Raw genomic sequence first — 13270 nt, 5'->3', positions numbered from 1 at the left:
AAGAAAACCAACTCTGGAGTCTGAATCATTCAGCTAGGCAGGGCATTGTCTAGTGCGAGAGTAGTCGTAAGACGAACGAAGGTTTGCTGGCTACGCCAGGATCGCAGAATCCTCGTCGCTTTAGCGCGAGGAGTATGTCAAAGCGCACTTTGGAGCGCGGTTTGAGCCTCTGGCGTATTGAGAAACCCTAAAAATGCCGTCACCGCCGGATTGGGCGGATTTTTATACACATAGTACAGGGTGCGCTGATAGGGATAGGCCGGATCGCTGGGATTAAAGTTGTTAATCGGCACCACGCGCACCGTCTGCTGATTCTCCACTTGGGCGGCCGTAGCATAGCCAATCCCGTTCATTTGCAACTGTTGCAGCATCCCGGTGGTTTCATCCCGCTCCATCGTCACCACATTCGACCCGCTGGCCTCTTGACCCCCTAAGACCATCTCCTTAAACGTGGCATAGGTTCCGCTCACCGCTGGGCGATTCAGCGCCCGAATCGGCTGATCCGGCCCACCCACCTGAGACCAGTTCGTAATCTGCCCGGTATAAATGCCCTGAATCTGTGCTTGAGTTAAGCCGCCTCGATAGGGGTTATCCACACTGACGACAAAGGCTAGCTGATCCGGTGCAACGGGGACGGTCTGTAAGTCTTGGTTTTGCTCAGCGGCAGTGAGGGGACGAGAGGAGGCGGCTAAATCGATTTGACCGGCGATCAGGCTTTCAATTCCCTTGCTCGTGCCTTGGGCTTGGATGGTGGTGCTGGCGCTGGGAAATTGGGTTTTAAAACGATTGGTGAGGGCGGCGTTAATTTTCGCCATACTCGTCGAGCCGTCGATCCAGAGTTGGGTTCCGGCGGGGACTTCACTAGGGACGGGGAACGAATTGGAGGCTGTCCCGTTGGTGGGGGGCGCGGCTCCGTCGGCGGGGTTGGGATTGGTGGCGGTGTCAGGGGTGGGGATGAGGTTCGAGCCGGTGCGTTGGGTGAAAAACCAGATGCCGCCCCCCAGAATTCCGGCGGTGACAAGCAGGGCGAGGATCAGGGGGAGGGTTTCGTTTTTTTGGGTCATGGTGGTTGTGCTGGGGTTAGGGAGTCACGGGGACAAACTCGTAACCGTACTGGGTACGGGTTCCCGGTTCGATGGTAACGAGTTGGACGGCTTGGTTACGATCGCCCGATGGCAAAAATTTAATCTCTCCTTGGGTTCCGTTGGTAAAGGTATTGTTAAGCAAGGCGGTTTGCAGGCCGGTACGACTGGGGGCGATCGCAATCCCTTGGGCGATCGCCTGCACCGCATCGTAGGCCATGGCTGTGCGCCAATTCACATCCCCGCCCCACAGGTCGCGTGCTACTTGGGGAAACGTCGCATCCGGGTCACCCAAAATATGCCAGGGTACCGCAATGATGATTCCTGTGCCGGCCTCCCCTGTAGCTAACAATTCCGGTTTATAGGCACTATCTCCCGCCAGGATCGGTAATGCCCCTTGATTCGCTGTCACCACCGCCACCATCTGCTCAAACACCGCCGAATTGGGCGCGAGCATCAGGGTTTCGGCCCCATTGGCGCGGGCAGTGTTCAGGGCGGCTTCGGCATTAAAGTCCGGTGCAGTGAAATTAAATTCCGCCACAATTTCCCCCCCTTGGGAGGCGAGATCCGTCATAAACACATCCCGCAGCGATTGGCTATAGTTACTCTCTGCATTGTAAAAAACCGCTGCTTTGGTGGTCTGGAGGCGGTCGAGTTGATAGCGAGCGAGGGCGCTCCCGGCGAAGCGATCGCTCGGTACTGTCCGAAAAATATAATCTCCGGCGGTGGAGAGCGCAACGGATGTACTCGTGGGCGAAATCATCACCAACTGCCCCGCCTCATACACCTCTGCCCCCGCCAAGGAACTATCACTGCCAAAATGCCCCACCACCGCCAACACCTCCGGCTGCTCTACCAAGGCTTGGGCTACCGCTTGCACCACCGCCGGATCATTATCATCATTCACCACCAGCACCTGTAGCGGAATCCCCTTAATCCCGCCGCCTTGGTTGATCTGGTTTTGGCTTTGGGCCACGCCCCGCAGCAGTTCCTTGGCGGCGTTGAGACTACTGCCAATGGGGACAGCGGTGGCGATCCGGTGGACGAGTTGACCATCGGCCCGCAAATTATTGAGATAAATCAACGCTTCCGGGTCGTTGGGTTGCTTCACGAGAGAGGCTTCTAATTGTTGAATCGCTGTGGGAAGATCACCGGCGGCGATCGCCGCTTGGGCAGCTTGTTTTTCCGGGGTGATGTTATCGGTAATCAACCACCGTTCCCCCCGACTGAAGCGACTCTCGAAGGCTCCGTCCACGTCTTGGACGGTTGCCGATTCATCCCCTTGCATCCGCTCACCCAGCCACAGCACCCCACCCGCAACAACTCCCCCTGTTAAAACCAGCGTGAGCAAAAGCGTTACCGTTTCTTTTAGATTACGAGCCATGGGTAGTGTAGGAAGAGAGAGAATAACATAACGGGTGATGCTGGCGGGTTAAGGGCTGAGGGGCACAAAGTCGTAGCCAGTGCCGGAACGATTGCCGGGGGCAATGGTGACGAGTTGGGCGGCTTGGTTACGATCGCCCGACTGCACAAAGCGAATCGCACCACTCGCCCCGGTGGCCTGGAACGATTGGGCGGCGATCGCACTCTGCACCCCTGCCCGCGTCGGATTTTGCTGGAGGGCGGCTTGGAACACCTGCACCGCATCGTAGGCCATGGCCGTGCGCCAATTCACATCCCCGCCCCACAGTTCCCGCGCCGCAGCGGCGAAGGTTTCACCATTGCCCTGTTGACTTTGCCACGGCACAGCGAGGGTCATGCCTACCCCGTTGGCTCCGGCCGTTTCCAGGGTGGTGAAGTTGTAGACACTATCCCCCGCCAGAATCGGCAAGCGACGACCATTCGCCTGCACCACTTGCAGGGCTGGGTCTAGGGTTTCGGAGTTGGGCAGGAGGGCGATCGCTTGCGCTCCCTGTTGTTGCGCCTCATTCAGGGCCTGGGTGGGGTCAATGCCACTGCTGAGATCATATTCCCCGACAATCTGCCCATTTTCAAACACCAATTCATTACTAAATTCCTGCTTGAGGGAATTGCTGTAATCGCTTTGACTGTTATAAAACACCACGGTGTTTTGGGTTTGAAGTTGCTCTACTTGATAGCGGGCGAGGGCTTTGCCGGTGGCGGCATCGTTGGGAACCGTGCGAAAGATAAAATTGCCGAGGCTCGCGAGGGGGGTGGCGGTACTCGTGGGGGAAATCATCACCAGACCCGCCGCTTGATACACCTGGGCGACGGCTTCGCTGGTATCACTGCCGAAATGCCCCACCACCCCCAGCACCTCGGGCCGCTCCACCAGGGCTTGAGCCACTTGACTGGCCAGGGCGGGATCATTGTTGTCATTGACGATCGCAACCTTCAGCAACGTGCCATTGACCCCCCCGGCCTGATTGATTTCGGCCTGGGCTTGGGCTGCCCCGCGCAGGAGTTCTTGGGCGGCATCGGCGTTGGTTCCGGCCGGAATGGCGATCGCCACGGTGTAGGCTGCATCCGTACCAATACGGGCATTGTTGAGGTAGATCAGGGCTTCGGGGTCGTTGGGGGTGGTTTGCAACGAGGCTTCAAGACGGGAGACGGCGGTGGCAAAATCGCCTTGGGCGATCGCTGCGACGGCGGCCTGTTTATCCGGGGTCGTCACCGACGTGATCAAGCGATCCCCCGTGCTGATCACCACGGTTTCAAGATTCGTCGCGGCAGGATTTGACCCGGTTTCCCCCGGCCCAGAGGATTTTGAACCACTCATTACCCACCACACACCGCCCCCGACGATCGCGCCCGTAATGGCCAACGACAAAACCAATGCGGCTGTTTCTTTCCCTTGGGCCATGATTGCTACAGATCTCCTAAATTAGGTTGCGTGTGTCTAGACTACCGAAAGCAGCATCGAGATTTCTCACCCCTGCGCCCAATCCTTCCGGGTTCAACCCGTCACAGTTCCGCCACTAAACGTTGCCAAGCAGCTTGGGGATCAGGGGCTTGGGTAATCGGGCGACCGATCACCAGATAACTCGCCCCGGCTTGCAAGGCTTGGGCTGGGGTCATCACCCGTTGTTGATCTCCCGCTGTGGCCCAGGGGGGACGGACACCGGGACAAACGAGGAGAAAATCCGGCCCGCAGATTTGGCGGAGTTGGGCGGCTTCGTGGGGTGAGCAGACGATACCGGGCACGCCGGAGGCTTGCGCGAGTAATGCCATCTTGAGGACATATTCCGGCAGTTCAATGGAAACATGGAGATCGAAGGCCAGATCGCGGGCACTCAAACTGGTGAGCAGGGTGACGGCGAGGAGTCGGAGGGGAGACGCTGAGACTGCGGCCACTGAGGCTTTGAGAGCCGCTTGACCGGCGGGGGCGTGGATGGTGAGGAAATCCACATCATAGGCTTGGGCCGATCGCACCGCCCCGGCCATGGTGTTGGGAATATCGTGGAGTTTGAGATCTAGAAAAATCCGTTTGCCTCGGCGTTTCAACTCCGCCAAAACCTCCGGCCCGGCGGCGATGAATAGCTCTAGACCGACTTTCCAAAACCCGACTTCTGGCAGGTGATCCAGGAGATCAAACGCCTCAACCAATCCCGGTACATCCAACGGCACGATAATGCGATCGCTCAAACTCATAACCCGATAATCTCCCGTGATCCTATGGAACGAGGCGGATAAACTTCTTCTTGCCCATCTGAAGCACCTTACCATCGAGGTCTTGGGGCGTGGCGAATTCTAAATTAACATCGGTGATGCGATCGCCCTCTAAACGCACCGCCCCCCCTTGGATTTGCCGTCGCCCCTCACCGCTGCTCTTACACAGCCCCGTCACACTGAGGAGATAAAACACCTTCACCGGAAACTCCACCGTTGCCAAACTAAACTCCGGCACGGCATCACCACTGGCCTGATTGCCTTGCACCAACGCTTGGGCCGCCGTTTGGGCCTCCTGGGCGGCGGCAGGGCTGTGATATTGCCCCACCACATCGAGAGCCAATTGCTTCTGAGCGGTGCGGGGATCGTCCGGCAACTGGTCTAAAGGGGTGTTTGTTAGTAGCTCGAAATAACTCCTCAGCAAGGCATCGGGGGTTTTTTCCAGCTTGGAATACATGGTTAAAGCGTCTTCGGTCAGTCCCACATAATTATTGAGAGACTTTGACATTTTATTCACCCCATCAAACCCCAGCAGCAAGGGCAACAACAGGCAAAATTGCGGCGCTTGCCCAAATTGCCGTTGTAAATCTCGCCCCACCAAGAGATTGAACTTTTGATCAGTTCCCCCCAGTTCCACATCGGCTTGCACCGCCACCGAATCATACCCCTGCATCAAGGGATACATGAACTCATGGAGATAGATCGGATTTTCTTTTTTATACCGCTCCGCAAAGCCTTCTTTGGCCAACATTTGCCCCACGGTCATCGTGGCCAGCAGTTCTAAAATTTCTTTTAAATCCAGTTGCCCTAACCATTCGGAGTTGTAGCGAATTTCGAGCCGGCCGGGGGTGTCGAAATCAAGAATTGGCCGCAGTTGATCGAGGTAGGTTTGGGCGTTGAGCTTGACCTGTTCGGGGGTCAGTTGGCGGCGCACTTCGGACTTGCCGGTGGGGTCGCCAATTTGGGCAGTGAAATCGCCGATGATCACGACAGCGGTATGGCCGGCATCCTGAAAGGCGCGGAGTTTGCGAAAGGGGATGCTGTGGCCCAAATGGAGGTCTGAGCCGGTGGGATCAATGCCGAGCTTGATGCGGAGGGGGCGATCGCACTGTTGCAGGCGGGCGATTAACTGTTCATTGGGATCATGGGAATCGGGAACATGAGGGAAAATTTCCTGAGTGCCGCGTTGCAGCCATTGAAACTCTGAGGGGGAAGTCACCGGAAGCATGGGGGGAGTATTTTTAAAGACGAGGTGAATAAATCAGGGATGAGTGAAAGGGTGCGATCGCACGACAGGACTCAGAACAGGAGACTCAAACTTAGAGGTCTTGATCCCATGTGCAAAAATCCTGTAATGTTTAACGCCAATCCCCAGCATCTAACGATAAGATACAGTGAGTAAACGGGCCAACCTTGAAAAAAGAGAGGTCTTATGTTAGCTCAGATCCAAGGTCAGGGCAGCGATCGCCCTCATCATAGGATTCGCTAAAGGCAATTTAGATGATCGATTCATCATTGAGTGAGGAACTAAAATAACTGTGGCGACTAGCACTGTTCGGAAAAAGCAGGACTCCAAAAATCCCCGTTCTACCCCTGATAATTTTTTACTTGGGGTTGCTAAAGTCGCCGGTGGAACTGTGTTGGGCATCACCATGCTCAGTAGCTCCATCATCGCTGGGGGGCTGGTGGGCCTCGCCATCAGCTTTCGCAACCTGCCCGATGTGCGGGTACTCAAAAACTTCGCCCCCACCGAAACCACCTACATCTACGACGTGAAGGGCAAAATCCTCGACAGCCTCCACGGCGAGCACAACCGCGAAGTTGTCCCCCTCGAACGGATTTCCCCCGATCTCAAACGCGCTGTTCTTGCGATCGAAGATAGCCACTTCTACCTCCACGACGGCATCAACCCCAACAGCATCGGCCGCGCCCTCGTTGCCAACTGGCGCAGTGGCGGCGTGGTCGAAGGTGGTTCCACAATCACGATGCAATTGGTGAAAAACCTCTTCCTCTCCCGCGATCGCACCATTTCCCGCAAACTCGCCGAAGCCGTCCTCGCCATTCGGATCGAGCAAATTTTCGCCAAAGACCACATCCTAGAGATGTACCTCAACAACATCTACTGGGGTCACAACAGCTACGGTGTGGAAACCGCCGCCCAAAGCTACTTTAAAAAATCCGCCGCCGATCTCAACCTTGCCGAAGCCACTGTCATGGCAGGCTTGATCCAAGCCCCCGAAGACTACAGCCCCTTCATCGACTACCAAGAAACCAAACGTCGCCAAAGCCTCGTCCTGTCCCGCATGGAAGGGCTGGGCTGGATCACCGCCGCCGAAGCCCAAGAAGCCCGCGCCACCCCCCTCCTGATCGGCCAACCCACCGCCTGGAAAAGTAGCGAACTCCCCTACATCACCGAAGCCGTGATCGGCGAACTCCAACGCCGCTTTGGAGAAGATGCCGTCCTCCAAGGTGGCATGCGCGTTCAAACCACGGTTGACTACGCCTTCCAACGGATGGCGGAAGAAAATGTCGCCGAAGCCCATCAACGTCTCCGCGCCCGTGGCCTCTATGCTGACCAAGTAGCCCTCGTTGCCGTTGATCCCCGCACCCACTTCGTCAAAGCCCTCGTCGGGGGAGTGAATTACAAAGAAAGTCAGTTTAACCGGGCGATTCAATCCCTCCGCCAACCCGGCTCTGCCTTTAAACCCTTCGTCTACTACACTGCCTTCGCTAGCGGTAAATATACCCCCTATTCCGTCGTGGAAGATACCCCCGTGAAATACCGCGATGGGTCAGCGTACTACGAACCCCAAAACTACGGGGGCAGTTTTGCCGGGGCGATGTCAGTGCGGGATGCCCTCATTCAGTCTCGGAATATTCCGGCGGTGAAATTGGGTCAAGCCGTGGGCATTGATAAGGTGATTGAAATCTGTCGCACTTTGGGGATTAAAAGCCCCCTTGATCCGGTGGTGTCCCTGCCCTTAGGGTCAATTGGGGTCACGCCAATGGAAATGGCGGGAGCCTATGCCACCTTTGCGAGTAACGGCTGGCATTCTGACCCGACGATCATTGTGCGGGTTACCGATAGCAGTGGTAATGTCATTCTCGACAATACCCCTAAGCCTCGCTTGGTGCTTGATCCCTGGGCGGCTGCTTCGTTAACGTCGTCCCTGCAAGGCGTTGTCCAAGGGGGCGGTACAGCACCCCAGGCTAATCTGGGTCGTCCGGCTGCGGGAAAAACCGGAACCACCACTTCAGAGCGGGATGTGTGGTTTGTGGGTTATACGCCGCAACTTTCGACGGCGGTTTGGATTGGGAATGATAACTATCGACCGTTGGGTAAAGGGGTGACGGGTGGGGGCTACGCGGCTCCGATTTGGCGTGATTTCATGCAGGAAGCCCTGAAAAATGAACCCGTATTACAGTTCCCGGCGGCCTCGAAATTCCCCCGTCCGAAGAGTTAGCGGATCGGATTGGTGCGGTTGCTCTATCCTGGCGGGCAGGCTGTCCGCTGTTGTATGCCATGCAAGCTCTGAAGCTCCAAGGATTGTTTAACGCCCGTTTTTTCAAAAATTTCTTGCCGATTCCGGCGACGAATCGACTGGAGCGATCGCAGCGTGTCCCCAATTTCCTCCTGCCGGATGTGGCGAATCGGACAACGGTGAAGCTCTCGGATTTTGTGGGGAAACATCCGGTGTTGCTGGACTTCACTCGCATTTTTACCGAAAACCACTATTGCCCCCTCTGTTATCCCCATCTTGTGGCGTTGAATGAGCAGTATGAGACGTTCGCGGCGCGGGGGATGGCGGTGTTGCTGGTGACGAGTACGGATACGCGGCAAAGTCAGCGGGTGGTGCAGGATTTGGGGCTGAAGCTGCCGCTGTTGAGTAATCCGAGTTGTGATGTGTTTCGGCTGTTTCAGACGGGGCAGGCCTTGGGTGCGCCGCTGCCGGCTCAGTTTGTGATCGATTTGGAGGGGCGGTTACATGCGAAGCATTTGTTTTCGTTTTTGGAGCCGAATGCGCCGATCGCACAATTACAAATGTGGTGCGACCAGACGTTAACTCGTCCCCTGGGGCCGATCCTCACAGATCCCATCGCCGCGCCGACGCACCCAGAGGGCGAGGGCGATCAAGAAGGTAATGCCGAGTAGGCCGGCGAGGGGGTTGCGATCGATGCCGGTGACCCAGGGGGGGACGCGATCGCGGTATTGCACCAATGCCCCGACATTGATGATGTAGTAGCCCCACACCAAGCCGCCGTGAAGACCAATGGAGAGGCCAAGGCGGTGCTGGGTTTGACGTTTGGCCCAGACGAGGATCAGGCCGAGGAGGACGAGGCTGGGGAATTGGGGAAAGGTGCGGATCATTTCGGCCACGGGTTTGAGGTAGTGGGCGATCGCAAACAAGACCGCGCTACTCCACAACGCCACCGAGGGGGAATAGTCAGTTTCCAGTTCATCCAATAACCAGCCCCGAAAGACAAACTCTTCCGCCAGCCCCACCCCCAAGGCTACCCCAAGGCCCTCAACCATCACCCGCACCACATGATCGGCGCTCACAAACTCCACCCAACCACAGGCTGCCATGGTCAGAAAGAGCGCGATCGTCATGCCCGTGCCGAGGGCCAAGCCATGGAGACAATAGAGACCATTTTGGCGTGTCCAGACCAAACCGTAATAGGCAAAGGGGCGATCGCGTTCTTTCACCCGTCGCCCCCAGAACCACACAAGCAGGAAAAACTCGATAAACAATAGCCCCATCGTGGCGATGGTTTCGGTGTTGGGGTCAGACCGGAGCAGGAGATGCAGCGGTAATGCCAGGGGAATCCAGATCACTGCTAATCCCAACAGAAACACTCCCACGCGCCAGAGAACGGGGAGTGCTGCAATTTTTGTATAGGGTAACGTCACCAAAATTTATTCGTCAGGTTCAATACTGCTACTCAGACCGTGATTTTGCAGCGTTTCGCAGTAAAATTCCGCGTGCTCAAAAGCGCAGGTAATCACCAACGCCACGCCGCTGTTGTGGGCTTCCATCATAATACTAACGGCTTGGGGTTGGGTAAGACTGGGCACGGTTTGCATTAAGGTTTGCACCACATACTCCATCGAGTTGAAATCATCATTATGGAGTAACACGCGGTAACGGGGGGCAGGGTTGCGCACCGTTGCTGTGTCTTTGACCACAGAGGGCCGATCTAGAATTTCTGTAGACATAGTTATACACCTCCTGTTAGTCGGGAGTTAATAATGGCAGGCAAAATAATTGAGATCTTGAAAAAACTCTGTACAATTTTATCGAAGAAACCCGAATTGGGAAGGCGAGATCACCGATCCTCCATCGTACTGCGGTGGACTTATGGGTCACTGCATTGAACAAAATCGCAGAACCACCTTTGATACCCTAGCAGGTAAGCCACAGAATTTTTTTCGGGGTCTTTCTGCCTCGCCTGACCCCAACTGTTGACCACCACCACGATGAGGAGCGATTTTACGATATGACCGGCCCCCTACAGTCTTTCGGTTCATCGCGATCTAAACCGGCTCCCGATGCGCCCCATTTGGTGGCGGATTTGTTTGAGACGATTCACCATCTCAAGCAGCAGGTGCAGGTGTTGCCAACCTCAGCCGCGCCGTTGTCGGTGGTGCGTCCGAATCTTTCCCCAGAACAGACACCCACGGTGATGGCGGCGATCGCTCAACTCGAAGCCAAACTCAATGCCTATACTGAGCAGACCCAAGCCCAAATTGAAGCCAGCGAGGAACGGGTTGAGCGTCAATTACAGTTCATCCGGCAACAGTTACTCCTCATTCTAGGGGATTTGGATACCCATGTGGCGGACAAGGTGCGCGAGGCCTTGGCCCCGATTCAATCCGAACAGGCGACGTTAGCCCAACAATTGGAAACGGTGGAGCGGGAGGTGGCGGTTCATCGCTATGACTTGTTTGATGTGCAAACCCAACTCACCCACCATATTGACTACACCGAAGACCGCCTTGAGCAGCATCAAGACGGATTTCAAAAGCTGCTGGTGGTGGGGATTGCGATCGCTCTCGGTTGCCTGGCCTTGCCCATCGCCCTGCAATGGACGCTCCATGCTACCCCCAGCGCCCCATCCACCACTGAAACGCCCCACACCCCCTAGACGACTGGGGGAAGGCAAGGGTGTAGAATAAACCTGCACGGGCTAAATTCAGTAGCGATGTACCACGTTAATCATCTTGAAAGTACCCTCAAGGAATTCTTTGGGTATGACACCTTCCGACCCGGACAGCGCGAGATCATTGAAGCGGCGCTGCAACAGCGGGATCTGCTTGCGATTATGCCCACGGGGGCGGGGAAATCCCTTTGTTTTCAACTGCCGGCCCTGTTGCAGCCGGGGTTGATGGTGGTGGTGTCGCCGTTGATTGCCTTGATGCAGGATCAGGTGGATGCTTTGGTGGATAACGGGATCGGGGCGACGTTTTTGAATAGTAGTTTGGATCGTGAGGCGATGCGATCGCGCCAAGCCGACATCCTCAACGGCAAAATTAAACTGCTCTACGCTGCCCCGGAACGGTTGGTGAATGACAATTTTTTACCCTTTTTGGATCACGTCAAAACCACGGTGGGGATCAGTGGGTTTGCCATCGATGAAGCCCATTGTGTGTCGGAATGGGGTCATGATTTTCGCCCGGAATATCGCCGCCTCAATTTCCTGCGCCAGCGTTATCCCGACATTGCGATGCTGGCGTTTACCGCCACCGCCACCGCCCGCGTCCAGCAGGATATTCTGTCTCAACTGCGCCTCCAGAATCCCCATCGCTATCTCGCCAGTTTCAACCGCCCCAACCTTTACTACGAAGTCCGCAAACGGGAAAAACAAAGCTACGGCCAACTGCTCCAGGCGATCCGGGAACAGCAGGGCGGCTCTGGGATTATCTACTGCATCAGTCGGCGCAAGGTGGATGAGGTGGCGACACGGTTGCAGCGCGATCGCATTGCCGCCCTGCCCTACCATGCCGGACTCGATGCCCAACAACGGGCTGAAAATCAAACCCGCTTTATCCGCGACGATGTGCAGATTATTGTCGCCACGATTGCCTTTGGGATGGGGATTAATAAACCTGATGTGCGGTTTGTGTTCCATTACGAACTACCCCGCAATCTCGAAGGTTATTACCAAGAATCCGGGCGGGCGGGTCGGGATGCGGAACCCTCGAATTGCATTCTCTTTTTTAGCCTCGCCGACATTCCCCGCCTCGAATACCTAATCGACCAAAAACCCGACGACACCGAGCGGCGCATCGCCCGCCAACAGATGCAACAAGTCCTCGACTATGCCGAAGGCACGGACTGCCGCCGCACGATTCAATTGGGCTATTTTGGGGAGCAGTTTCCGGGGGATTGTGGCGGCTGTGATAATTGCTGCAATCCGCCACCGGTGGAGGATTGGACGGTGGAGGCGCAAAAGTTGCTCTCCTGTGTGGCTCGCTGTCAGCAACGCTTTGGTACGAAGCATCTTATCGATGTGTTGCGGGGATCGCAGAATCAAAAGATCAAAAAATACGGCCACGATCGCCTCTCGACCCACGGCATTGGCAAAGACCGCAGCGCCGAGGATTGGAAAATGTTGGCGCGATCGCTCCTCCATCAGGGCCTTGTCAGTGAGACCACCGATGGGTTTCGGATCTTGTTTCTCAATGACAAAAGCTGGGAAGTCCTGCGGAATCAACGCCCGGTGATCATTGCTGTGCCGCGCCGCAGTGGGGGACGAGCGATCGCACGGACAAGCGAAACTGCGATCGCCGCCGAACTCCTCTTTGACGAACTGCGCCATCTGCGCAAACAGTTAGCCGATGAGCAAGGCGTACCGCCCTACGTGATTTTTCCCGACTCCAGCCTGCGCACCATGGCCCAACAACAGCCCACGGATCTCGATCAATTTAGTCGCGTGCCGGGGGTCGGGACGGTGAAACTGCAACGCTACGGTCAAACCTTCGTCAACCTGATCCGTCAATTTCGATCCCTGCAACCCCAAGAAGACAGCCATACCGCCCCCCCACCCCAAGACAGCCTCACCGACACCCAAGCCCACACCCTCCACCTCTACCGCCAAGGCCTCACCGTGGCAGAAGTGGCCAGCCATCGGAATCTACGCCACACGACGATTATCCGCCATCTCAGTGATGCGATCGCCGCCGGAGAAACCGTCGATCTCGATCGCCTCGTCTCACCCGAACACCAAGACGAGATTTTCAAAGTAATGCCCACCCATGGCGATCGTAGCCTCACCCAAATTCGCGACCACCTCGGCCCCGACTACAGTTTTGACGAAATCCGCCTCGTGCGCGGCGTGTGGCGACAACAAGAACAAGCGTTTTAACCCCTTGCAGTTTGAGACTTCAGCAGATCAGAACCGCAGTCGATTGTCGTGTTATCTTAAATGTGCAAAGAAGACTCCCACTATAAAGCGAGTCCGAGTAGAGTTACCGAAGGTAACGGCGGACGTGCCTTTTAGTGGCGAGATGAATTTGCACCAACAAACAAATCGAGCGACAGCGAGTCCTTAATTTT

The 13270-nt window shown here is 56.1% G+C and carries 11 protein-coding genes; 4 read left to right on the top strand and 7 right to left on the bottom strand.

What is annotated here, in order from left to right; genetic code table 11:
* Window positions 1-137: 137 nt before the first annotated feature.
* The 5 genes from PN477_RS00620 to tyrS all read right to left on the bottom strand — a co-directional run bounded on the left by PN477_RS00620 (window position 138) and on the right by tyrS (window position 5940).
* Window positions 138-1064 carry a phosphate ABC transporter substrate-binding protein gene (locus PN477_RS00620; RefSeq protein ID WP_272118689.1) on the bottom strand — a complete coding sequence of 309 codons (927 nt, stop codon included), beginning with the start codon at window positions 1062-1064 and terminating at the stop codon, window positions 138-140.
* Between the two features lie 16 nt (window positions 1065-1080).
* A complete protein-coding gene (locus PN477_RS00615) occupies window positions 1081-2466 on the bottom strand; it encodes an ABC transporter substrate-binding protein (protein ID WP_272118687.1) in 1386 nt (461 codons plus the stop codon).
* Window positions 2467-2514: 48 nt separating this feature from the next.
* Window positions 2515-3906, bottom strand: a complete 1392-nt coding sequence (locus PN477_RS00610; RefSeq protein WP_272118685.1) for an ABC transporter substrate-binding protein — start codon at window positions 3904-3906, stop codon at window positions 2515-2517.
* A gap of 101 nt (window positions 3907-4007) precedes the next feature.
* Window positions 4008-4694 (bottom strand): orotidine-5'-phosphate decarboxylase, encoded by a 687-nt coding sequence (pyrF, locus tag PN477_RS00605; protein ID WP_272118683.1) that lies wholly within the window; start codon window positions 4692-4694, stop codon window positions 4008-4010.
* Between the two features lie 22 nt (window positions 4695-4716).
* Window positions 4717-5940 (bottom strand): tyrosine--tRNA ligase, encoded by a 1224-nt coding sequence (tyrS, locus tag PN477_RS00600; RefSeq protein ID WP_272118681.1) that lies wholly within the window; start codon window positions 5938-5940, stop codon window positions 4717-4719.
* Window positions 5941-6250: 310 nt separating this feature from the next.
* On the opposite strand from tyrS, the gene PN477_RS00595 reads away from it, so the two are divergent.
* Entirely contained in the window at window positions 6251-8176 is a 1926-nt protein-coding gene (locus PN477_RS00595; RefSeq protein WP_272118679.1) for a transglycosylase domain-containing protein, read from the top strand.
* A gap of 59 nt (window positions 8177-8235) precedes the next feature.
* The gene (locus tag PN477_RS00590; protein WP_272118677.1) at window positions 8236-8865 is read left to right on the top strand and encodes a peroxiredoxin family protein; all 630 of its coding nucleotides are present in this window, start codon (window positions 8236-8238) and stop codon (window positions 8863-8865) included.
* On the opposite strand, the gene PN477_RS00585 is transcribed toward PN477_RS00590, so the two are convergent.
* Together PN477_RS00585 and clpS are read right to left on the bottom strand one after the other, a co-directional pair.
* Entirely contained in the window at window positions 8773-9624 is an 852-nt protein-coding gene (locus PN477_RS00585; RefSeq protein ID WP_272118675.1) for a CPBP family intramembrane glutamic endopeptidase, read from the bottom strand. The two genes, PN477_RS00590 and PN477_RS00585, sit on opposite strands and share 93 nt — an antisense overlap.
* 6 nt (window positions 9625-9630) lie before the next feature.
* The gene (gene clpS, locus PN477_RS00580; protein ID WP_272118673.1) at window positions 9631-9930 is read right to left on the bottom strand and encodes an ATP-dependent Clp protease adapter ClpS; all 300 of its coding nucleotides are present in this window, start codon (window positions 9928-9930) and stop codon (window positions 9631-9633) included.
* Between the two features lie 281 nt (window positions 9931-10211).
* On the opposite strand from clpS, the gene PN477_RS00575 reads away from it, so the two are divergent.
* On the top strand, window positions 10212-10859 hold the full coding sequence (locus PN477_RS00575; protein WP_272118671.1) for a hypothetical protein: 648 nt from the start codon (window positions 10212-10214) through the stop codon (window positions 10857-10859).
* 57 nt (window positions 10860-10916) lie between these two features.
* On the top strand, window positions 10917-13079 hold the full coding sequence (recQ, locus tag PN477_RS00570) for a DNA helicase RecQ (RefSeq protein WP_272118669.1): 2163 nt from the start codon (window positions 10917-10919) through the stop codon (window positions 13077-13079).
* The last annotated feature ends 191 nt before the right edge of the window (window positions 13080-13270 follow it).

Origin of the sequence: Spirulina subsalsa CS-330 (assembly GCF_028330765.1) — a bacterium.
GTDB lineage: Bacteria > Cyanobacteriota > Cyanobacteriia > Cyanobacteriales > Spirulinaceae > Spirulina > Spirulina subsalsa_A.
The sequence above is the reverse complement of the archived record's forward strand: the minus strand, read 5'-3'. Positions and strand labels throughout refer to the sequence as shown.

Excerpts from the sequence above, each read along its gene's own strand:
- PN477_RS00620 (WP_272118689.1), bottom strand. The coding sequence starts at position 1,064 with ATGACCCAAAAAAACGAAACCCTCCCCCTGATCCTCGCCCTGCTTGTC.
- PN477_RS00615 (WP_272118687.1), bottom strand. The coding sequence starts at position 2,466 with ATGGCTCGTAATCTAAAAGAAACGGTAACGCTTTTGCTCACGCTGGTT.
- PN477_RS00610 (WP_272118685.1), bottom strand. The coding sequence starts at position 3,906 with ATGGCCCAAGGGAAAGAAACAGCCGCATTGGTTTTGTCGTTGGCCATT.
- pyrF (WP_272118683.1), bottom strand. The coding sequence starts at position 4,694 with ATGAGTTTGAGCGATCGCATTATCGTGCCGTTGGATGTACCGGGATTG.
- tyrS (WP_272118681.1), bottom strand. The coding sequence starts at position 5,940 with ATGCTTCCGGTGACTTCCCCCTCAGAGTTTCAATGGCTGCAACGCGGC.
- PN477_RS00590 (WP_272118677.1), top strand. The coding sequence starts at position 8,236 with ATGCAAGCTCTGAAGCTCCAAGGATTGTTTAACGCCCGTTTTTTCAAA.
- clpS (WP_272118673.1), bottom strand. The coding sequence starts at position 9,930 with ATGTCTACAGAAATTCTAGATCGGCCCTCTGTGGTCAAAGACACAGCA.
- PN477_RS00575 (WP_272118671.1), top strand. The coding sequence starts at position 10,212 with ATGACCGGCCCCCTACAGTCTTTCGGTTCATCGCGATCTAAACCGGCT.
- recQ (WP_272118669.1), top strand. The coding sequence starts at position 10,917 with ATGTACCACGTTAATCATCTTGAAAGTACCCTCAAGGAATTCTTTGGG.